Here is a 21,590-nt window from a genome sequence, read left to right on the forward strand (position 1 = left end):
ATTTTCCCAACCAACAATAAACGAACCGCTCCGCAACACTAGGTTGCAAAAGCACTGAGAACTGGAGAACACCATGGCGTTCAAACTTAAGCTACCCGCCTTTTCTTTCGGCAAGGGTCAGAAAAAGTCCGCCGCACCTGTGGGCGAGGAAACCCTCGCCGCCCCCACCCGGGTAATGGAAGTTCCGGTGGCCAAACCGGCCAAGGAAAAGAAGCCGAAGGAGCCGGCTGCGGCCCTGACCGACTTCCTTGGCCAGTATCCGGTCGTCAAGCAGTTGCAGATTCTCGGTTCGGTGCTGCTGGTGGTGATGCTGTTCATCGCCGGGCTGGTTTATCACGACAACCGGGAATCCACCTACGGCACCGTCTATGTGGCGGCGGCCGGTGAAATGCGCATGCTCTCCCAGCGCCTGGCCAAGGATGCGGCCCAGGCCCTGCAAGGTACGCCGGTGGCCTTCGAACACCTGAAGACCTCCCGCGAATCCTTTGCTCGCCTGCTGGAACGCCTCTCCCAGGGCGGTGAAATCACCGAAGTGGCGGTACCCCCCTCCCCCGATGGCGTGCAGCCCCAGTTGCAGGCCCTGATGAGCGAGTGGGAAAAGACCGACAAGAACGCCACCCGCCTGCTGGAAATGGAAAAGAACCTGGTGAACCTGGGTAAGGACGTGGCCATCATCGCCAGCAAGAATCCCCAGCTGCTGGAACTGTCCGAACAGGTTGCCGCCCTCAAGCTGCAATCCGGCGGCGGTGCCCGGGAAATCGCCGCGGCCAACCAGATGGTGATGCTGACCCAGCGTATCGCCAAGAACGCCTCCGCCCTGCTGGTGGGCGACGCCATCGACCCGGAAGTGGCCTTCCTGCTGGGCAAGGACACCAACTCCTTCCGCGACCTGCTGAACGGCCTGATCAAGGGTAACGAAACCCTCAAGGCCGCTTCCGACGGCGACACCCGCACCAAGCTGGGCGAGCTGGAAGGCGCCTTCAAGGAATACCAGGACGCCGTGTCCGGCATTCTCGGCAACATGCAGCGCCTGGTGCTGGCCAAGCAGTCCGGTTCCGCCATCTTCAAGGATTCGGACGAACTGCTGGCAGCCACCGACAAACTGGCCGACGCCTACCAGGCCGAACTGGCCGAGCGGGCACTGTACATCGTCATCCTGGTGGTGATGGTGCTGGTGGCCCTGGGGGCCCTGGTGCTGATGGCCAAGATCTACCTGGAAGATTCCCGCCGCCGTGCCGAGGAAGCCGAGCGCCTGCGCCTGGAATCCGAGCAGCTGAACCGCCAGAACCAGGACGCCATCCTGCGCCTGATGAACGAACTGGGCGACCTGGCCGACGGCGACCTGACCGTCACCGCCACCGTGTCCGAGGACATCACCGGCGCCATTGCCGACTCCATCAACTACACCATTGAAGAACTGCGGGTGCTGGTGGGCCGCATCAACGACGCCGCCAACCGGGTGACCCTGGCCACCGAAATGGCCCGCAAGACCTCCGAGGAACTGCTGGCCGCTGCCGAGCGCCAGTCCAAGGAAATTGAGGAAGCCGGCCGCTCCGTCCTGACCATGGCCAGTTCCATGAACCAGGTGTCCTCCGAGGCCACCCAGTCGGCCCAGGTGGCCCGCCAGTCCCTGTCCGCCGCCGAGAAGGGCGCCCAGGCCGTGCAGGATTCCATCAAGGGCATGAACGAAATTCGCGAACAGATTCAGGAAACGGCAAAGCGGATCAAGCGCCTGGGCGAAAGCTCCCAGGAGATCGGCGAAATCGTGGAACTGATTTCCGACATTACCGAACAGACCAACGTGCTGGCCCTGAACGCCGCCATTCAGGCCGCCTCCGCCGGCGAGGCCGGCCGCGGCTTCACGGTGGTGGCAGAAGAAGTGCAGCGTCTGGCCGAACGTTCCGCCGAAGCCACGAAGCAGATTGCGGCCATTGTGAAGACCATTCAGACCGATACCCAGGATGCGGTTTCCGCCATGGAAGAATCGACCCAGGGCGTGGTGGAAGGGGCCAAGCTGTCCGACGCCGCCGGTCAGGCCCTGGCCGAGATCGGTTCCGTGTCCCAGAACCTGGCCAGCCTGATCGAGAACATCTCCAGCGCCACCCAGCAGCAGGCCCAGTCCGCCGCCGGCGTGGCCGAGACCATGAAGGACATCCTCAACGTGACCGAACAGACCACCGCCGGTACCAAGCAGACGGCCGAGGCCGTGGGCGAACTGGCCGGTCTGGCAACCGAACTGAAGGGATCGGTGGCCGGCTTCAAGGTCGCGTAAGCGTTGTTCCGCTAATCAGAAAACAAGGTCCCCATGAGCGCAGTCACCGAATTCGACGTCGGGCCCCTCACCTGGGTGAAGGGCGAGATCGACGCCGCCCTGGAGCGGGCCGACCAGTCCCTGCAGCAGTATCTGGGCGGGGATCGGAGCGACCTGTCCCAGATCAAGTTCGGCCGCACCCATCTGCACCAGGTCCATGGTGCCCTGGCCATTGTCGGCCTGGACGGGGTGACCCAGTTCACCGAAGCCCTGGAAGCCTTCCTGGCCGACCTGGAGTCGGGCAAGCTCCCGGCCGACGATGCCGCCGTCGATCTGGTGCGGCGTTCCCTGCAGGCCATCCGCCACTACCTGGACGACCTGCTCAACGGTGAGCCCAACCAGCCCCTGCGCCTGTGGGACCTGTACCAGTCCGTGCAGCAGGCCCGGGGTCTGGAGCGGGTCAATCCCACCGACCTCTTCTTCCCCGACCTGGCGGTGCGTCCGCCCCGGCGCCAGGCTGCCGCCCTGCCGCCGGCCGAGTTGAACAAGCGCCTGCGGGCCGAGCGCAGCCGCTTCCAGCGGGGCCTGCTGGCCTGGCTGCGCGGCGACCGCGCCGGCCTGGCCCTGATGCGCGATGCCATCACCGCCATCGAGGCTACCCAGGATCTGCCCGCCGCCCGCTCCTTCTGGTGGGTGGCCCAGGGCTTCATCACCGCCCTGGCCGAGGGCGCCGTCACCGGCGAGAACGACATCAAGCAGCTGTGCGCCCGCATCGACCTGCAGATCCGCCGGCTCATCGAAGGCTCCCGCAATTTCGCCGAGCGCCTGATGCGCGACGCCCTCTATCACGTCGCCGTGGCCGACAGCCAGGATGGCGTGGTGAGCGGCCTCAAGCAGTCCTTCGCCCTGGGCGACCTGCTGCCCGCCGTGGACGGCGATGGGGTGATCCACGCCACGCCGGCCCAGGAACTGGTGCTGCGCCGCCTGCGCGAGCACATCGCCGCCGCCGAGGAGGCCTGGGGCAAGTTCTGCGCCGGCACCGGCTCCGCCCTGCCGACCTTCCGCGAACAGGTGGGCCATCTGGCCCAAGGCGCGGAGCAGCTGGGCCAGCACGACTTCCACCGCCTCTGCAAAGCCCTGCTGGGCACCGCCAACTGGCTGGTGGAAAAGCCCGCCCGCCATAGCGAGGTGATGGGCATGGAACTGGCCACCGGCATTCTGCTGGCGGCCAATGCCCAGGAGAATTTCGAGCACCTGGGCCAGGATTTCGCCCACCAGGTGGACGTCATGGTGGCCCGCCTGCACGCCTGTGTCAGCGGTCAGCCGGCCGAGACCGGGGCCGAGGTGCCGGGGCTGGACGAAATGTCCCGCCGGGCCCAGGAGCGCCTGCTCAACAGCCAGGTGGCCAAGGAAATCCAGACCAACCTGGTGCAGATCGAACAGGTGCTGGACGCCTTCTTCCGCGACGTTTCCCGCCGCGGCGACCTGGCCGGCCTGGACATGCCCCTGAAGCAGGTCACCGGCGCCCTCACCATCCTCGGCCAGGACGCGGCCGTGGCCACCCTGGCCGATTGCAGCGCCCGCATCGCCCGCTTCTCCGCCCCCGACTACGAGCCGGTGGAGGCCGATTTCGAGGCCGTCGCCAGCCAGCTTTCCGCCCTCGGCTTCTTCGTCGAAGCCCTGCCCCGGGAACTGGCCAAGGGCAGCGCCGACTTCTCCGCCTTCTCCCGCGGCCTGGGGCCCCAGGGCAACCGGGAGGAGGAAGAGGTCGAAGAGGTGGTGGAAGCCGCCGCCCCGTCGGTGGAACAGGAACTGGAAAAGCAGAAGAAGGAAACCCAGGCCCTGATGGAGGCGCTGAAGGAACAGCCCGCCGACGCCAACCTGCGCCAGGAACTGAAGCAGAATCTGGAGTCCCTGCAGAAGGATGCAGACCTGGTGGCCGACAAGGCCCTGGGACAGCAGGCAAAGGCAGCCCTGTCGGCCCTGGAGGCCGCGCCCCACCTGGATGCCGCCGCCCCTGCCCTGGATGCGGCCCTGGCCGAGATCAAGCCCCAGGTGGCTGCCGCCCCGGCGCCGTCCGCCGAAACCATCAAGCTGACCCAGGCCTCGGAAGAGGAGCTGGACGCGGAGCTGCTCTCCATCTTCCTGGAAGAGGCCCAGGAAGTGCTCGGCACCATCGGCAGCCACATCGGCCTGCTGCGGGAGCAGCCCCACAACGTCGATTTCCTCACCACCATCCGCCGCAGCTTCCACACCCTCAAGGGCAGCGGCCGCATGGTCGGCCTCAAGGACCTGGGCGAGACCGCCTGGGCCATCGAGCAGGTACTCAACCTGTGGCTGCGCCAGGAATACGACGTCAGCCCGGAACTGTTCGCCCTCATCGAAGAGGCCCATGTCCTCTTCTCCGCCTGGGTCCGCTACCTGGAAACCCGGGAAGGCGGTGCCCCCGATCCCGCGGCCCTGGTGACCAAGGCCGACACCATGCGCGGGGCCGAAACCCCGCCGGCACCGGTGGCCGAGGCGGCGCCGGCCTCTGCCCTGCCCGAACTGTCCCTGGAGGAGAGCACCCCCTTCGCCGACCTGGGCCTGGAGGTGGACCTGGATGGGGCCTCGGTGGACCTGACGCCCCCGGCCATGGAAGTGATGCCGGTGATCGCCAGCGACATGCGCGACTTCATGGCGGAGGCCGAGGTGCCTGCCGTGCAGGAAACCGACGCGGCGACAGCGCTCGAGGCGGTGCCGGAGATCGAGGAACTGACTCTGCCGGAACTGGAGGAAGCTCCCGTCGCCGCGACGGCCGACGTGGATCTGGCCCTGGAAGAATTGCCGGCCCTGGAGGAAGTGACGCCCGCCGCCCTGGATTTTGATTTCGACCTGGGGGATGCGGCCCCCGCGCCGGCCGCCCCGGAGGCGGCGCCAGCCATGGCAGAAGCTCGGCCGGAAGCCGTGCTGGAAGCCGCTGTCCCGGAGCTGGACGAAGAACACGAGCTCTCCGGCGATCTGGAAACCCTGGAACTGCCGCCCCTGGACGACCTGGGTGAGCTGGAGATGCCTGCCGCGGTGGAGCCGCTGCCGGAAGTCGCCGCCACCGACGAACCCATCGCCCTGACGGAACTGCCGGCCGAGCCCGCCGTCGCAGCAGCCCCCGAGTCATCGCCGCTGTCGCTGGAGAGCGAGCCTGCCCTCGACATCGCCTTCGACGGCGAAATCGAGGCTCCGTCCGAGACTGTGCCGGATATGGCCCAGGAGATCGAGCTGACGCCCCCGGCGCCCGCCGCCCAGGACATCCTGCCCGAGCTGGAGGCCGAAGAAGCGCCACCGCCGCCGCGGCCGACCCTGAAGGTCTCCTCCACCCTCTACCAGATTTTCATGGAAGAGGCCCAGGGCCACCTGGAAGCCCTGCAGCGCCAGTTCGGCCTGCTCGAGACCGACCCGGAAATGCCCACGGCCGAGCCCTTCACCCGGGCCGCCCACACCCTGGGCAGCATCGCTGGCACCATCGGCCTGGACGCCATCAACCGCCTTGGCCGGGCCCTGGAACACGCCCTGCTGCGGCGCGACCAGTCGGCCCATCCAGCCAGCCTGGAAGCCCTGGAAATCATCCGCCTGGCCATCTCCTCCCTGGAGGAAATGGTGGCCAGCGTTGCCGCCCAGCAGCCCCCGCCGCCCCGCCGGTGCCGGTGCAGCTCAAGGACGACCTGGACGAGCAGCTGCTGCCCATCTTCCTCGAAGAAGCCCAGGAGCTGACCCAGAGCATCACCGAGCAGCTGCGCCTGTGGCACGACGATCCCCACGATGCCGACGTGGCCCGGGCCCTGGCCCGGCTGCTGCATACCCTCAAGGGTTCGGCCCGCATGGCCGGCGCCATGAACCTGGGGGAACTGACCCACACCCTGGAAACCCGGGTCGAGCAGGCCCACAAGGCCGGGGCGGCGGAAGCGGCCCTGATCGAGGAAATCCAGATCGCCTTCGACGCCATCGCCCAGATCGTCGAGCGCCTGGCTTCCGGTGACACTCTGGATACGCCCCTGCCGGTGGAACTGCTGGCCCTGCCGGAGACGGCGGAAGCCGATCTCGCACCGGCCATGCCGGAAACCCAGGCAGCGCCTGCCTCCGCCGAGATGCCTGCCGCGGTGGCCCAGCCGGAGCGGCCTGCAGCCGAGGCCCCGGCCACAGTGCAGGTTGCAGCGGCCGAGCCGGAGGTCGATGCGGCCGCCGCCTCCCGCGCCACCCTGCGGGTGCGCTCCGACCTGATGGACCGGCTGGTGAACGAGGCCGGCGAGCTGTCCATCGCCCGGGCCCGCATCGAAGGGGAAATGCGCAGCCTCAAGGATTCCCTGCTCGACCTGACGGAAAACGTGATCCGCCTGCGGCGCCAGCTGCGGGAGGTGGAAATCCAGGCCGAGACCCAGATCCAGGCCCGCACCGCCGAGGCCGAAGTGGCCCATGCCGGCTTCGACCCCCTGGAGTTCGACCGCTTCACCCGCTTCCAGGAACTGACCCGGATGATGGCCGAATCGGTGAACGACGTGGCCACGGTGCAGCAGAACCTGCTGAAGAACCTGGACGAAGCCAACGCCGCCATCATTGCCCAGGCCCGCCTCAACCGGGAGCTGCAGCAGTCCCTGATGAGCGTGCGCATGGTGCCCTTCAGCAGCCAGACCGAGCGTCTGCATCGCATCGTGCGGCAGACGGCGAAGGAAGTGGGCAAGCGGGCCAACCTGGAAATCGTCGGCGGTCAGGTGGAACTGGACCGGGGCGTGCTGGACAAGATGGTCGCTCCCCTGGAGCACATGCTGCGCAACTCCGTCGCCCATGGCCTGGAAAGCCGGGAAGGCCGCCTCGCCGCCGGCAAGGAAGAGATCGGCGAGATCGAACTGAAGGTGGCCCAGGAAGGCAACGAAATCATCATCACCATGGCCGACGACGGCGCCGGCCTGGACCTGCAGCGCATCCGCGCCAAGGCCGAGAGCCAGGGGCTGCTGGCTGCCGGCGAGGAGGCGGACGACGCCCGCCTGGCCGACCTGATTTTCGCTCCCGGCTTTTCCACCGCCGGCGAGGTCTCCCAGATCGCCGGCCGCGGCGTCGGCATGGACGTGGTGCGCACCGAAGTGACCAACCTGGGCGGCCGCCTGGAAATGCAGTCGGTGGCCGGCAAGGGCCTCACTTTCCGCATCTACCTGCCCCTGACCCTGGCTGTCACCCAGGCCCTCATCGTGCGCGTCGGCAATCGCCGCTACGCCATTCCCTCGGCCATGATCGCCCAGGTCCAGGAAGTGAAGGAACAGGTCCTGGCCGGCATCCGCGAGACCGGTCAGGTGGAATGGCTGGGCAACCGCTATCCCTACCACTTCCTGCCCCACCTGCTGGGCGAACCCCAGGCCCTGCCCGAAGCCCGGCGCCTGTCCTGGGTGCTGCTGCTGCGCTCCGGCACCCAGCGGGCGGCGATCCAGGTGGACGAGCTGTTCGGCAACCAGGAAATCGTGGTCAAGAACGTCGGCCCCCAGCTGGCCCGGGTGATCGGCATTGCCGGCGCCACCGTGCTCGGCGACGGCCAGGTGCTGCTGATCCTCAACCCGGTGGCCCTGGCGGCCCGCAGCGAAGCCAGCGTGGCGGTGCACACCCCGGCGGCGCCCCTGGAGTCGGTGCCGGTGGAAGAAACGCCGGCCCAGACCCTGCCGACGGTGATGGTGGTGGACGACTCCCTCACCGTGCGCAAGATCACCAGCCGCCTGCTGTCCCGCGAGGGTTACCACGTGCTGACGGCCAAGGACGGCGTGGATGGTCTGGAGCAGCTGATCGACACCATGCCCGACGTGCTGCTGGTGGACATCGAGATGCCGCGCATGGACGGCTTCGACTTCACCCGCAACGTGCGGGCGGACGAGCGCCTGAAGCACCTGCCCATCATCATGATCACCTCCCGCACGGCGGACAAGCACCGCAACTACGCCTTCGAGATCGGGGTGAACCACTACCTGGGCAAGCCCTACCAGGAAGACGAGCTGCTGGCCCTGGTGCAGGAGTACACCAAGCGCAAGCGGGTGCACTGAGGCGGCTCGGTCCCCAAATGAAAAAGCGCGGAGCGATCCGCGCTTTTTTTTTCGCCCCTCAGGCTTTCGGACGGGGCAGGGCGGCGATCTGCCGATCCTGCCAGCGGGCCAGTCCCAGCTGGGCCAGGAGAGCCCCGAGCAGGGCGCAGAACATGTCCGACTGGGTGTCCCAGGGATCGCCCTGGGTGCCGAGGAAGTCGTCCGCCCCCTGGCCGAAGGCCAGGGCGGTCCACCATTCCAGCAGTTCATAGGTGGCGCTGATGGCCAGCACGACGCTGGTGACGAGGAAGAACAGCATCTTGCGCCCCCGCACATAGGCTCCCCGCAGCAGTATTTCCCGGGCGATCAGGGCCGGGGCGAAGCCCTGGAAGAGGTGGCCCAGCTTGTCGTAGGGATTGCGCTGCAGGTGCAGCCATTCGGCCACCTGGAAGCCCACGGGCACCCGGGCATAGGTGTACATGCCGCCCACCATGAGGATCACCCCGTGGATGAAGATGCAGACATACAGCAGGGTGGTCAGGGGGTAACGGCGCCAGGTCAGGGCCAGCAGGGGCAGGGCGATCAGCACCGGCAGCACCTCCAGCAGCCAGGTGGCCCGGTCATAAGGGCGGTAGCCGGTGATGCCGAGCAGGGCCAGGGTGGCGACGGCCAGGAGCAGCAACAGGGAGGTGCGGGATGAGGTCATGGCGGACACGATAAGCGCGGGTCCGGGCACTGTAGTGCCTTTCGCCACTCCCTGACTAGCCCGTCCCGGGATGGAAAAGGCCGGCGCCTCCTGCAGGAGGCGCCGGCCCTGGAACGCCGCCGGAGGATCAGCGGCCCTGGTGCACCTGGCCGGTGACCACGTCCACGAAGACGTAGGGCTGGCTCGGGTTGCCACCGAAAATGAAGTAGGGATTGCCCAGCTTGGGCCCCAGGGGATTGCGCAGGGTCACGGCGCCGTAGGCCTGGGTGAAGCCGGCCTGTTCCTTAAGCTTGTTGGCTTCGGGCAGGTCCATGGGCACCGGCCACTGGATCACCACGTCCTCCAGCCAGGGTTCGGGAATGAGCACGGGGGCGCCGAATTCGCCGTAGCCGGTGGACTTGATGATGACCGTGGTGTTGTTGGAATTCTGGAACACCACCCGCAGCTGGTCGATCTGGGCCGGGTCTGTGGTGGGGCCCTTGGAGGCGATGCCGTCGGCTTCGTACAGCTTGGCGGCGGGGTACTGTTCGGTGACGATGCGGACCGCGATATTGACCCGGCCGTTGAAACTCAGAATAGCCATGATGCACTCCTTCAGTGGCGGCGGAGGATGGATATCGGTCGCGGCAGCCGCCATGCCGCCCGATGCCGTGCGTTGCAGGCGGCGGGCGGTCTTGTTGGAAAGTGCTTTATTACCAATGTATTACGACATCGATGGGCGGCCGCGCCGACTGCCCATGCAGCATAGGCCCGGAATGAAAATATGTCGACGGAATATTGCCGGTGCTATTGCACCGGCAGCCGTGGCGAGGCGCCGGGGGTCACACCTGGCAGAGCAGGCCCTTGAGGTATTCGCCTTCCGGCACCGCCAGGGCGATGGGGTGGTCCGGACCGGCCGCCAGGTGGCGCAGGATGCGGGCATCCACGCCGGCGTCGAGGGCAGCGCCGGCGATGATCTTCTGAAACAGCTCGTTGCCGATGCCGCCGGAGCAGGAGTAGGTGAACAGCAGGCCGCCCGGATTGAGCAGACGGAAGCCCAGCAGGTTGATGTCCTTGTAGGCCCGGGCTGCCCGGTCGGCGTGGGCGGCGGAAGGAGCGAACTTGGGCGGGTCGAGCACGATCAGGTCGAACTTGCGCTCGGCCTTGCGCAGCTCGCGCAGGGCGGTGAATACGTCGGCTTCCCACCATTCGGCCCGGGCGGCATCCAGCTGGGGATTGAGGGCCAGGTTGCGTTTGGCCGTCTCCAGGGCCGGCCCGGAGGAGTCGATGGAGAGCACGGAGGCGGCCCCACCGGCCAGGGCCTGGAGGGAAAAGCCGCCGGTGTAGCAGAAGCAGTTGAGCACGCTCTTGCCCGCCGCCAGGGCGCCGGTGAGCAGGCGGTTTTCCCGCTGGTCCAGATAGAAGCCGGTCTTGTGGCCGCCCACCACATCCACCAGCAGGCGCACGCCGTTCTCCATGATGGAGAGATCGCCGGCCGGGGCCTCGCCGTGGAGCCAGCCGGTGACCGGCTCCAGGCCTTCGAGGCGGCGTACGTCCGAATCGGAGCGCTCGTAGATGCGGGAGCAGCCGGTGGCCTGGACCAGGGCATTGACGATGGCCTTGCGCCACTTCTCGCCGCCGGCCGAGGTCAGCTGCAGGGAGAGGGTGTCGCCGTACTGGTCGCAGACGACCCCGGGCAGGCCGTCGGATTCGCCGTGCAGCAGACGCACGCCTTCCTCGTTCTTCAACTCCGGCAGGTTGCGGCGCCGGGCCACGGCCTCGGCGATGCGGCGCTTGAAGAAGACGTCGTCGATGGTCTCGTTTTCATTGAAGGTCCACACCCGGGCCCGGATCTGGGAATCGGGGCTGTAGGCGGCCCGGGCCAGGAACTTGCCGTCGTCGGCCAGCACCTCCACCGTGTCGCCGGGGCGGGCCTTGCCCTTCAGGCGGCCGACGGAGCCGGCGAAGATCCAGGGATGGCGGCGCAGCAGGGAGCGTTCCTTGCCGGGGAAGAGGATGAGCTGGGACATGGGCAGACCTTGCAAAGCGGCGCCGCGGCGGCGGCAAAGGTGCGCAGTGTACCGGGCGATGCCGTACGGCGCCACGGCCCGCGCCGATAGGGGCGGTCAGGCGGCCAGCCAGGCCTCGACGGCGTAGCCGGCGCCGTAGGTGACGGCCGCGGCGGCCATGCCGATGAGCAGCTGGCGCAGGCCGGCCCGGCCCGGATGGCGGCCGGTGAAAATGGAAATGGCGGCGCCGATGAGGAACAGCCCGAGGGCGCTGGCCACGGCGCTGCCCATGACGGCGGCCCTGCCCTGGAGGAACAGCAGGGGCAGGATGGGAATGAGGGCGCCCACCAGGAACACGGCGAAGGAAGCCAGGGCGGCGGTACCGGCGGAGCCTCCCAGGTCGTCCGGGTTTATGCCCAGTTCTTCCCGGGTCAGGGTGTCGAGGGCCGTCTCCTGGTTCTGAATGACCCGGGCGGCAATGGCGGCGGCCTCCTCGGCGGTGAAACCTTTGGCCTGGTAGATGAGGGCCAGTTCGGCCTGCTCCTCCGCCGGCACTTCGGCCAGTTCCTCCGCTTCGGCGGCGATCTGGTGGGCGTACATTTCCCGGCTGCTCTGCACCGAGATCCATTCGCCCATGGCCATGGAGCAGGCGCCGGCCAGCATGCCGGCCAGGCCGGTGGCGAGCATGGCCGTATTGGAGAACTGGGCGCCGGCCACCCCCATGACCAGGCTGAGGGTGGAGACGAGGCCGTCGTTGGCGCCAAGCACGGCGGCCCTCAGGGCATTGCCGCCGCCGGCGCCGTGGCGCCCTTCCAGGCGGGCATAGGTGCCGCCGTCCCAGCGGCCGCCGTTGCCCATGGAGGTGAGGCGGAAGAGTAGGCGGGCGTGGGCCCGCTCCTGGGCCGGCAGGTCGGTGTGGCGGGATTCCCGCTGGTCGTCGTAGCTGGTCTGGTCCAGGCTTTCCCGGGCCGCCACGGTGGGCAGGACGCTGGCGGCGCCCAGGTGCCGGGCCAGCCAGATGAGGATGCGGGCGCGCCAGGTGGGACCCAGGTTCGGGGCCGGCTGCCCGGCCCGCTCCTGGCGGCGTTGCCAGAACTGGGCGTGGGCCGCCTCGGCGGCGGCCAGGCGGCGGTAGATGGCGGCCAGTTCCGGCCTGGCTTCCGCCTCGGCCATGGCCTGGTAGAGGGCGGCGCTGTCCACCTCGCCCTGCTGGTTGCGCCGGTAGCGGCTCAGGTCCTGGCGTGGATCGGGCTTGGCCATGGCCTTACTTGCGCTTGGCCCGGGGATGGGCGGTGTCGTATACCTGGGCCAGGTGCTGGAAATCCAGGTGGGTATAGACCTGGGTCGAGGCGATGCTGGCATGGCCGAGCATCTCCTGCACCGCCCGCAGGTCGCCGGAGGACTGCAGCACGTGGCTGGCAAAGGAGTGGCGCAGCATGTGGGGATGCACGTGGCTGGGCAGGCCGGCCAGCAGGGCCCGGCGGCAGAGGCGCTGCTGGATGATGCCGTGGGCGATGCGCCGGCCCCGGGCACCGACGAAGAGGGCCTTCTCCTCCGGCCGGGCCAGCTCGGGCCGCCGCGCCATCCAGGCGGCCAGGGCCTGCCGCGCCTTGCTGCCGACGGGCACCACCCGCTCCTTGTCCCGTTTGCCGTGGACCCGGACTTCGCCGCCGCCGATGTCGGTCAGGGCATCCACGTTCAGCTCGGCCAGCTCCGCCAGGCGCAGGCCGGAGGAATAGAACAGCTCGAACATGGCCTGGTCCCGCAGCTCCTGGGGATCGTCCGGATCGATGGAGGTTTCCAGCAGGCGGGCGGTCTCATCCGGCGACAGGGTGCGGGGCAGGGCCTTGGGGCTCTTGGGCGGCCGCACCCCTTCGCAGGGATTGTGGCCGGCGTGGCCGTGGCGGCCGAGCCAGCGGTAGAAGACACGCCAGGCCGACAGGCTGCGGGCGAGGGAGCGGCCCGCCAGGCCGCGGCCGTGGAGCAGGCCGACGAAGCGGCGGATGTGGTGGGACTGCAGTTCGCCCAGGTCCGGGCTGCCCGGTAGTTCGGCGGCCAGGGCTAGGAGCTTGCCCAGGTCCCGGCGGTAGTTGCTGACGGTGTGGGGCGACTGGCGACGCTGGGTCGCCAGTTCGTCGAGGAAGGCTCCGGCGAGGCTGTGGCCGTCCATGGAGCCCGCCTTGCCTAGTGGCGCAGGGCCCGGCCGATGGCGGCGGAGACGATCTCGCCCAGCCGTTCCAGGTAGAGGGTGCCCATGTCGGCGTAGAAGCGGTCCATGCTCTCGCTGCCCATGGCGATCATGCCGAAGGTGCCGCCGCCATTGCGCAGGGCCACCAGGGCCTGGGAACGGATGTGGGCGGAGGTGTCGCCGAACCAGGTGGAAGTCTCGAAGCCGGAGGTGGAGCCGCAGTAGGGCCGGCCCAGGGTTTCGGCGAAGACCTGCAGTTCCTCGGAGACGGCTGCGAACTCGGGCAGCTCGCCCACGCCTTCCGGCTGGTCCCACAGGCGCAGGGCCACGTGGGGTATGGCGAAGTCTTCCTTGAGGTGGAAATCCAGGATGTGGATCACCGCCTGGAAGGTGGTGGCGGCCACCAGGGCCACCGCCAGCCGGTGCATCTTTTCGCTGATGGCATCGTTGGCTTCGCCGAAGCCGAGCAGTTCGGCCATCTTGCCTTCCAGGGCCTTGTTCTTGTCGCGCAGGGTGAGCATCTGCCGCTCGGTGATGGAGATGGCCCGGCCCCCGTGGGGGTGGGGAATCACCAGCCGGGAAATGAGGTCGGCGTGCTCTTCGAAGAACTGGGGGTTGTGTTCCAGGTATTCGGCCACGTCGGCGCCGGAGAGGCGCGGGGTTTGGATGTCGCTCACAGTTCGATTTCTCCGCTAAAGACGGTGACGGCCGGGCCGGTCATGTGCACCGGGGTGCCGGGGCCGTTCCAGGCAATGCTCAGTTCGCCGCCCCGGGTGCTGACGCGCACCGGGGAATCCAGCAGGTCGCGGCTGATGCCGGCCACCACGGCGGCGCAGGCGCCGGTGCCGCAGGCCAGGGTTTCGCCGGCGCCCCGCTCGTAGACCCGCAGGCGCACGCTGTGTCGGTCCACCACCTGGAGGAAGCCGGCATTGACCCGCTGGGGAAAGCGCGGGTGGGATTCGATCATGGGTCCCTGGATGGCCACCGGCGCCGTGTCCACGTCCGCCACCACCTGCACGGCGTGGGGATTGCCCATGGAGACAGCGGTGATGGCCACTTCCTGGTCGCCCACCTGCAGGGGCTGGATCACCGCGTCGGTGGGGGAGACGAAGGGGATGCGGTCCGGCGAGAAAATGGGCTTGCCCATGTCCACGGTGACGTTGCCATCGGCCTCCAGGCGGGGGCTGATGATGCCCGACTTGGTTTCCACCTTGATTTCCCGCTTGTCGGTGAGGCCCTGTTCGTGCACGAAGCGGACGAAACAGCGGGCGCCGTTGCCGCACTGCTCCACCTCGCTGCCGTCGGCATTGAAGATGCGGTAGCGGAAATCGACGCCGGCCTGGCCGGGCTTTTCCACCAGCAGGATTTGGTCGCAGCCGACGCCGAAGTTGCGGTCGGCGAGGAAGCGCAGCTGGGCCGGGGTGAGGGTGATGTTCTGGCGCACGCCGTCGAGCACGACGAAGTCGTTGCCCAGTCCGTGCATCTTGGTGAATTTGAGTTTCATGGCGTTGGCCTGCGTGCTTTCAAGCGAGGGACCGGGCCATTATAAAGTCATCCATGACAAAGCCGTTGCCGATCTCCACGCAGACCGACTCCCGTACTTCGAAGCCGTTCTTGCGATAGGCGGCGATGGCCTGGGCGTTGTTCTTGTTCACCGCCAGGACCAGGCTCTTGCCGCCCCGGGCCCGGCAGCGTTGGGCCACGTGCTGCAACAGGGCGCTGCCGACGCCCTGGCGCTGGGCTTCGGGATGGACGTAGAGCTTGTCCAGCTTGAATTCGGCCGGGGTGGCGGTGGCCTGGGTGGCGGCAAAGCCGAGGCGGCGGGCGCCGACGAAGGCCTGGTCCCACCAGATGTCGGGGCGGGCCAGCTCCTCCAGCAGGCGGGGCGCGCCGTAGCGCTGGCCCAGCATGTAGTCGATCTGGGCCTGGCTGATGATGTCCCGGTAGGCTGCCTGCCAGACGGTGCGGGCCAGCTGGGCGATGGCGCCCACCTCTTCCCGGGCGACGGGGCGGATCAGGGGGGTGGGTTGTGCGGGGGATGGCATGAGGGGTCTTTCGCGGTGCTGCTCAGTAGAAACGGGCTTCGCCTGGGGGCCGGGTCTTGAAGCGCTTGTGTACCCAGTAGTACTGCTCCGGGATGCGCCGCACCTCCGACTCGATGAAGGCATTGACGCGGCGGGTATCGGCTGTGACGTCGCCGCTGGGGTAATGTTCCCAGGCCGGCAGCAGGCGCACCCGATAGCCGCGGGGCGTCATCTCGGCGATGCAGGGCACCACCCGGGCTTTGCCCAGGGCGGCGAGGCGGGCTACGCCGGTGATGGTGGCGGCGGGGATGCCGAAGAAGGGCACGAAGATGGCGTCCCGGGGGCCGAAGTCCATGTCCGGCAGGTAGTAGAAGGGCCGCCCCTCGGCCAGGGCCTTCACCACCTTGCGCATGCCGTCCTGGCGGGAGAGCAGGTTGGGGGCGTTGAAACGCATGCGGCCGGCGTAGAGGGCGGTGTTGAAATGGGGGTTCTTCTGCTGGGAATAGACCGAGAGCATGGGACGGTCCCGGGTCAGGGCGCTCCAGCCCGCATCCAGGCCGAGGAAATGGGGTGTCAGGACCAGGGTGGGGGCGCTGTCCCGGGGCAGGTTGTCCCAGCCTTCCACCTGGATCAGGCGTTGCAGCCGGGCCGGGGAGGCGTGCCAGAGCAGGGCCCGGTCCAGGAAGGACTGGCCGAAGGCGACGAAATGGCGCCGGGCCAGCCGCCGGCGTTCCCCTTCGCCAAGTTCGGGAAAGCACAGGGCCAGGTTGGTGTGGGTGACCCGCCGCCGTTCGGCGCCGAGCAGGTACAGCAGGTAGCCGAAGGCGGCGCCCAGGGCCCGCAGCAGGGGAAGGGGCAGGAAGTGGCAGAGCCAGAGCAGGGCCAGGGCGAGGCGGGTCACCGGCAGTCCTCCGCTGCTGTCGGCGCCGGTTCGGCGCCCCGGGGGCGCTTGTAGCGGTTGTAGCCCCACAGGTACTGGCTCGGGCACTGGCGGATCAGGGTTTCCAGCTCCCGGTTGATCTGGGCCGCCCGGGCCACCGTGTCGCCCGTCAGGGGCTGGGTCGGCGCCTGCAGGTGCAGGTGGTAGCCGCGGCCGTGGGGCAGGCGCTCGCCGTAGGCGAAGATCACCCGGCCGCCGGCTTCCGAAAGGCGGGCCGCCAGGGTCATGGTGTAGGCGGGGCGGCCGAAGAAGGGCAGCCATTTGCCTTCGCCGGCACCGGGGGCCTGGTCCGGCAACAGGCCCACCGCCTCCTTGCGCTTCAGGGCCCGGATCAGGGCCCGTACGCCGGAAAGGTCGGCCGGGGCCAGCTTCAGGTGCTCGCCCCGGGCCCGGCCGGCGGCGATGATGCGGCCCAGCCACTCCAGCTTGGGCGGGCGGAAGAGCACGGTGATGGGGGCTGCTGGCCGGGCCCGGACCGCCTGGCGGGCATAGTACTGGGCGGTGATCTCGAAGCAGCCCAGATGGGGAGTGAGGAAGATGATGCCTTCGTCCTCCGCCCAGGCCGCCTCCACCAGCTCCCAGCCGCTCACCTGCACCACCCTGGCCGCCACTTCCTCCAGGGGGCGCAGCCAGACCTTGGGCAGTTCCAGGACGCCCTTGCCCGCCTCCCGGGCAATGGCCGGGATCAGGTCCGTGGCGGCGTCGGCCGGGTAGGCCAGGGCCAGATTCTGCTGCAGGTGGGAGCGGTAGGTGGCGGACAGGCGGTACACCAGGCGCCCGAGCAGGGCGCCCAGGGCGTGGAGCCAGGCCAGAGGGAGGCAGGCGAGGAGGCGGAAGAGAAGGCTCAAGGGGTGGGCTCGCGGAACGTATTTTTGATGGCGCTCAAATTGCCGGGAGCGACGGGTTTGACCCGGGGCCGGCGAAAAAATAGAATTATCGGCCGCCGAGTTAATCAGGACAACTTGCAGGGCGGTTCACAAATACTGCTAAAGCGTCGCCTGCTCTCCCCCGGAGCCGGTCGCGCCGGTCAAGTAATACGGGGAATTCTTTAGGAGCAGTACACATGGCTGAATACTTCTTTACCTCGGAATCCGTTTCCGAAGGCCATCCCGACAAGGTCGCCGACCAGATCTCCGATGCCATCCTGGACGCCATCCTGGCCCAGGACAAGCATTCCCGCGTCGCCGCCGAGACCCTTTGCAACACCGGTCTGGTGGTTCTGGCGGGCGAGATTACCACCAATGCCAACGTGGATTACATCCAGGTGGCTCGGGACACCATCAAGCGCATCGGCTACGACAACACCGAATACGGCATCGACTACAAGGGCTGCGCCGTGCTGGTGGCCTACGACAAGCAGAGTCCGGACATCGCCCAGGGCGTGAACAAGGCCTACGACGACAACCTGGGCCAGGGCGCCGGCGACCAGGGCCTGATGTTCGGCTACGCCTGTGACGAAACCCCGTCCCTGATGCCCCTGCCGATTTTCCTCTCCCACCGTCTGGTGGAGCGCCAGGCCCTGCTGCGCAAGGACGGCCGCCTGCCCTGGCTGCGTCCCGATGCCAAGTCCCAGGTCACCATCCGCTACGTGGACGGCAAGCCCGACTCCATCGACACCGTGGTGCTGTCCACCCAGCACGCCCCGGACATGAGCCTGGAAGCCATCCGGGAAGCTACCATCGAGGAAATCATCAAGCCGGTGCTGCCCAAGGAACTGATCAAGGGCGACATCAAGTACCTGGTGAACCCCACCGGCCGCTTCGTCGTCGGCGGTCCCCAGGGCGACTGCGGCCTCACCGGCCGCAAGATCATCGTGGACACCTACGGCGGTGCCGCGCCCCACGGCGGCGGCGCCTTCTCCGGCAAGGACCCCTCCAAGGTGGACCGTTCCGCCGCCTACGCCGGCCGTTACGTGGCAAAGAACATCGTCGCCGCCGGCCTGGCCAGCAAGTGCCTGGTGCAGGTCTCCTACGCCATCGGCGTGGCCGAGCCCACCTCCATCATGGTGGAGACCTTCGGCACCGGCAAGGTGAGCAACGAGACCCTGACCGCCCTGGTGCGCAAGCACTTCGACCTGCGTCCCAAGGGCATCGTGAACATGCTCGACCTGCTGCGTCCCATCTACGAGAAGACCGCCGCCTACGGCCACTTCGGCCGCGACGAGCCGGAATTCACCTGGGAAGCCACCGACCGCGCCGCCCTGTTGAAGAGCGACGCCGGCCTCTAAGCCCGGCCGCAGTCGTCACAGGCCCGTCCCCCACCGGGGGCGGGCTTTTTTATTGCCTGCAGATCGGGGGGCGGCGCGGGCCGCGCCTTACGGTGCCTGTCACCCTCCTGTAACATCCCCCTTGAGAACACAGCCGTACCGACATAAATAAAAACGAGGGAGAACGCCATGCCGGTCCAACTCATCGAGACCACTCCGTCCGCCTATTCCTACCCGCTGCTGATCAAGCATCTGCTGCACACCCCCCTGGCCCATGCACCGGACCAGGAAATCGTCTACCGGGACAGCGTCCGCTACACCTACCGCACCCTGCAGCAGCGCATCGGCCGCCTGGCCAACGCCCTGGCGGCCCTGGGGGTGGAGCCCGGTCACACGGTGGCCATGATGGACTGGGACAGCCACCGCTATCTGGAGTGCTTCTTCGCCGTGCCCATGATGGGCGCCGTGCTGCAGACGGTGAATGTGCGGCTGACGGCGGAGCAGATGCTGTACACCCTGAACCATGCCCGGGCCGACGTGGTGCTGGTGAACAGCGAGTTCTTTCCTTTGCTGCAGGCCATGGCGGAGCGCCTGGAGAGCGTCAAGACCTTCGTCCTGATCCACGGCGACCATGAGAATCCGGAGAAGATGCAGGCCCCCGTCCCCTTCGCCGGGGAGTACGAAGAGCTGCTGGCCGCTGCCGCCACCGATTACGACTTCCCCGACTTCGACGAGAACGCCAAGGCCACCACCTTCTACACCACCGGCACCACGGGCCTGCCCAAGGGTGTCTATTTCAGCCACCGGCAACTGGTGATGCACACCATGGGTGCTGCCACCGGCCTCGGCACCGCGCCGGTACAGGGCCGCCTGCACCGGGACGATGTGTACATGCCCATCACCCCCATGTTCCACGTGCATGCCTGGGGCCTGCCCTACGTGGCCACCATGCTGGGCCTGAAGCAGGTCTACCCGGGACGTTACCAGCCCGAGGTGCTGTTGCGATTGAAGGCCCGGGAGCGGGTCACCTTCTCCCACTGCGTGCCCACCATCCTGCACATGCTGCTCAACCACGCCCTGGCCAGGGAGACGGACCTGTCCGGCTGGAAGGTCATGATCGGCGGCTCCGCCCTGCCCCAGGCCATGGCGGTGGCGGCCCTGGAAAAGGGGATCGACGTCTTCACCGGCTACGGCATGTCGGAGACCTGTCCCATCCTGTCCGTGGCCCACCTGCCCACGGCCAAGCTGCAGGCCCCCCTGGCCGAGCAGGCCGCCCTGCGCGCCCGTACCGGCCTGCCTCTGCCCCTGGTGGACCTGCGCATCGTCGATGCGGAAATGCGGCCCCAGCCCCACGACGGCCAGGCCGTCGGCGAACTGGTGGTGCGCTCCCCCTGGCTGACCCAGGGCTACCTGAAGGATCCGGCGTCGGCCGAAGAGCTGTGGGGTGGGGGCTACCTGCACACCGCCGACATCGGCAACATCGACGCCAACGGCTCCATCCAGATCACTGACCGCATCAAGGACGTGATCAAGACCGGTGGCGAGTGGACCTCCTCCCTGCAGCTGGAAGACATCATCGGCCAGCACCCGGCGGTGCACGAGGTGGCGGTGATCGGGGTCAGGGACGAGAAGTGGGGCGAGCGGCCTCTGGCCCTGGTGGTACTGAAGCCGGAAATGGATGGCCAGGTCACCGAGCACGCCATCCGCAACCATGCCGCCCACCTGGCGGAAACCCTGGGAGTCTCCCGCTACGGGGTGCTGATGCAGGTTTCCTTCGTCAAGACCTTGGCCCGTACCAGCATCGGCAAGATCAACAAGCGTTTCATGCGGGAAAACCTGGAGGCCGCCAAGGCTGCCCAGCCCTAGTTCCTCCGTCCCCGGCCTGGGGTGATTCCCAGGGGCGGGGGTAATTTCCGCAATTCGCCTTCCCCTGGGCATAAAATGGAGGTTTTCCGCCTCCTGCCTGTCCCCCATGCTCAAGAAAATCCATGTCGAACAACTGCGTGTCGGCATGTATCTCAAATCCTTCTGTGGCGCCTGGATCGATCATCCGTTCTGGCGCAACTCCTTCGTCCTGAAGGACCCGGAGGACATCCGCGCCATTCGCGCCAGCTGCATCACCGAAGTCTGGATCGATGCCGGTAAGGGGCTGGACGTGGAAGCCGGCGAGGCGGCCATCAGCGAGACCGAGTCCGAGGCCCTGGTGGCCGAGGAACAGGTGCGGGAGGCCCAGGCCACCCGTTCCCTGGAGCGCACCAGCACCGCGGTGGAGATGCAGCGGGCGGCGAAAATCTGCAACAGCGCCAAGAAGGCCGTGGTGTCCATGTTCCAGGAGGCCCGCATGGGCAAGGCCGTGGATGCGGAGCAGGCCCAGGTGCTGGTGGAGGAGATCGCCGATTCCGTGGCCCGCAATCCCGGCGCCCTGATCAGCCTGGCCCGCCTGAAGACGGCCGACGATTACACCTACATGCACTCCGTAGCCGTCTGCGCCTTGATGGTGGCTCTGGCCCGCCAGCTCGGCCTGGACGAGCAGCAGACCCGTCTGGCGGGCCTGTCCGGCCTGCTGCACGACATGGGCAAGGCCTTCATCCCGGCCGAAATCCTCAACAAGCCGGGCAAGCTGACCGACGAAGAATTTGCGGTCATCAAGACCCACCCCGCCGAAGGGCACAAGGTCTTGCTGGAAGGCAAGGGGGTGCCGCCGGAGGCGCTGGACGTCTGCCTGCACCACCACGAAAAGATGAACGGCGGCGGCTACCCCAAGGGCCTCAAGGGCGACGAGATCAGCCTGCTGGCCAAGATGGGGGCGGTCTGCGACGTCTATGACGCCATTACCTCCAACCGCCCCTACAAGGCCGGCTGGGACCCGGCCGAATCGATCAAGAAAATGGCCGAGTGGGCCGACGGGCATTTCGATCCCCGGGTCTTCCAGGCCTTCGTCAAGAGCCTTGGCATCTACCCCATCGGCTCCTTCGTCCGCCTCGAATCGGGGCGGCTGGGGGTGGTGGTGGAGCAGAGCGAGAAGTCCCTGCTGGCGCCCCGGGTCAAGGTCTTCTTTTCCACCAAGTCCAATGCCCACATTGCGCCGGAGTTGCTGGACCTGTCCCGCCCCGGCGTGCACGACAAGATCGCCGGCCGAGAGGACCCGGCCAAGTGGGGCATCCGCAACGTGGACGAAATCTGGAGCACGGCGGCGGCCTGAGCCCGGTGCGGGAGGGCCGGCCGGGGAATTTCCCCGACCGGTATTTCCGTCTA

16 protein-coding genes are annotated in these 21,590 nt (G+C 67.8%); 6 read left to right on the top strand and 10 right to left on the bottom strand.

Translation table 11 applies throughout. The annotated features are described in order from the left end of the window. Positions 1–73 precede the first annotated feature (73 nt). Genes EV678_RS12330 through EV678_RS12340 form a run of 3 tightly spaced genes read left to right on the top strand, consistent with a single transcriptional unit; the run spans position 74 to position 8,304 of the window. Positions 74–2,272: a methyl-accepting chemotaxis protein gene (locus tag EV678_RS12330; RefSeq protein WP_014235768.1), complete on the top strand. Its 2,199-nt coding sequence runs from the start codon at positions 74–76 to the stop codon at positions 2,270–2,272. 33 nt (positions 2,273–2,305) lie between these two features. Then, a complete protein-coding gene (locus EV678_RS12335) occupies positions 2,306–5,998 on the top strand; it encodes an Hpt domain-containing protein (protein WP_130459724.1) in 3,693 nt (1,230 codons plus the stop codon). Then, a complete protein-coding gene (locus EV678_RS12340) occupies positions 5,932–8,304 on the top strand; it encodes a hybrid sensor histidine kinase/response regulator (protein WP_235832461.1) in 2,373 nt (790 codons plus the stop codon). The genes EV678_RS12335 and EV678_RS12340 overlap by 67 nt, the downstream gene beginning before the upstream one ends. Before the next feature lie 58 nt (positions 8,305–8,362). Here EV678_RS12340 and EV678_RS12345 read toward each other — a convergent pair whose 3' ends face one another. The 10 genes from EV678_RS12345 to EV678_RS12390 all read right to left on the bottom strand — a co-directional run bounded on the left by EV678_RS12345 (position 8,363) and on the right by EV678_RS12390 (position 16,977). Beyond that, positions 8,363–8,989 carry a DUF2238 domain-containing protein gene (locus tag EV678_RS12345; protein WP_130459726.1) on the bottom strand — a complete coding sequence of 209 codons (627 nt, stop codon included), beginning with the start codon at positions 8,987–8,989 and terminating at the stop codon, positions 8,363–8,365. A 127-nt stretch (positions 8,990–9,116) separates the two neighbouring features. Next, positions 9,117–9,572: a hypothetical protein gene (locus tag EV678_RS12350; RefSeq protein WP_014235765.1), complete on the bottom strand. Its 456-nt coding sequence runs from the start codon at positions 9,570–9,572 to the stop codon at positions 9,117–9,119. Between the two features lie 238 nt (positions 9,573–9,810). Then, entirely contained in the window at positions 9,811–10,998 is a 1,188-nt protein-coding gene (locus EV678_RS12355; protein WP_130459727.1) for a class I SAM-dependent rRNA methyltransferase, read from the bottom strand. A gap of 96 nt (positions 10,999–11,094) precedes the next feature. Beyond that, positions 11,095–12,237, bottom strand: coding sequence for a VIT1/CCC1 transporter family protein (locus EV678_RS12360; RefSeq protein ID WP_130459728.1), 1,143 nt, complete (start codon positions 12,235–12,237; stop codon positions 11,095–11,097). Between the two features lie 4 nt (positions 12,238–12,241). Further along, the gene (gene xerC, locus EV678_RS12365; protein ID WP_130459729.1) at positions 12,242–13,147 is read right to left on the bottom strand and encodes a tyrosine recombinase XerC; all 906 of its coding nucleotides are present in this window, start codon (positions 13,145–13,147) and stop codon (positions 12,242–12,244) included. Positions 13,148–13,161: 14 nt separating this feature from the next. Beyond that, a complete protein-coding gene (locus tag EV678_RS12370) occupies positions 13,162–13,842 on the bottom strand; it encodes a DUF484 family protein (protein WP_014235761.1) in 681 nt (226 codons plus the stop codon). Continuing rightward, entirely contained in the window at positions 13,839–14,669 is an 831-nt protein-coding gene (dapF, locus tag EV678_RS12375; RefSeq protein WP_130459730.1) for a diaminopimelate epimerase, read from the bottom strand. The genes EV678_RS12370 and dapF overlap by 4 nt, the downstream gene beginning before the upstream one ends. Before the next feature lie 19 nt (positions 14,670–14,688). Next, positions 14,689–15,210 carry a GNAT family N-acetyltransferase gene (locus EV678_RS12380; protein ID WP_130459731.1) on the bottom strand — a complete coding sequence of 174 codons (522 nt, stop codon included), beginning with the start codon at positions 15,208–15,210 and terminating at the stop codon, positions 14,689–14,691. 22 nt (positions 15,211–15,232) lie between these two features. Then, on the bottom strand, positions 15,233–16,090 hold the full coding sequence (locus EV678_RS12385) for an LpxL/LpxP family acyltransferase (protein WP_130459732.1): 858 nt from the start codon (positions 16,088–16,090) through the stop codon (positions 15,233–15,235). Then, positions 16,087–16,977, bottom strand: a complete 891-nt coding sequence (locus EV678_RS12390) for a lysophospholipid acyltransferase family protein (RefSeq protein ID WP_130459733.1) — start codon at positions 16,975–16,977, stop codon at positions 16,087–16,089. The genes EV678_RS12385 and EV678_RS12390 overlap by 4 nt, the downstream gene beginning before the upstream one ends. 215 nt (positions 16,978–17,192) lie before the next feature. On the opposite strand from EV678_RS12390, the gene metK reads away from it, so the two are divergent. From metK to EV678_RS12405, 3 genes are all read left to right on the top strand, one after another. Then, positions 17,193–18,356, top strand: coding sequence for a methionine adenosyltransferase (metK, locus tag EV678_RS12395; protein WP_014235756.1), 1,164 nt, complete (start codon positions 17,193–17,195; stop codon positions 18,354–18,356). Between the two features lie 168 nt (positions 18,357–18,524). Next, positions 18,525–20,201: a fatty acid--CoA ligase gene (locus EV678_RS12400; protein ID WP_130459734.1), complete on the top strand. Its 1,677-nt coding sequence runs from the start codon at positions 18,525–18,527 to the stop codon at positions 20,199–20,201. 106 nt (positions 20,202–20,307) lie between these two features. Continuing rightward, on the top strand, positions 20,308–21,537 hold the full coding sequence (locus EV678_RS12405; protein ID WP_130459735.1) for an HD-GYP domain-containing protein: 1,230 nt from the start codon (positions 20,308–20,310) through the stop codon (positions 21,535–21,537). Positions 21,538–21,590 lie beyond the last annotated feature (53 nt).

The sequence above is a fragment of the Azospira oryzae genome (genome assembly GCF_004217225.1).
In the GTDB taxonomy this organism is placed as follows: domain Bacteria; phylum Pseudomonadota; class Gammaproteobacteria; order Burkholderiales; family Rhodocyclaceae; genus Azospira; species Azospira oryzae.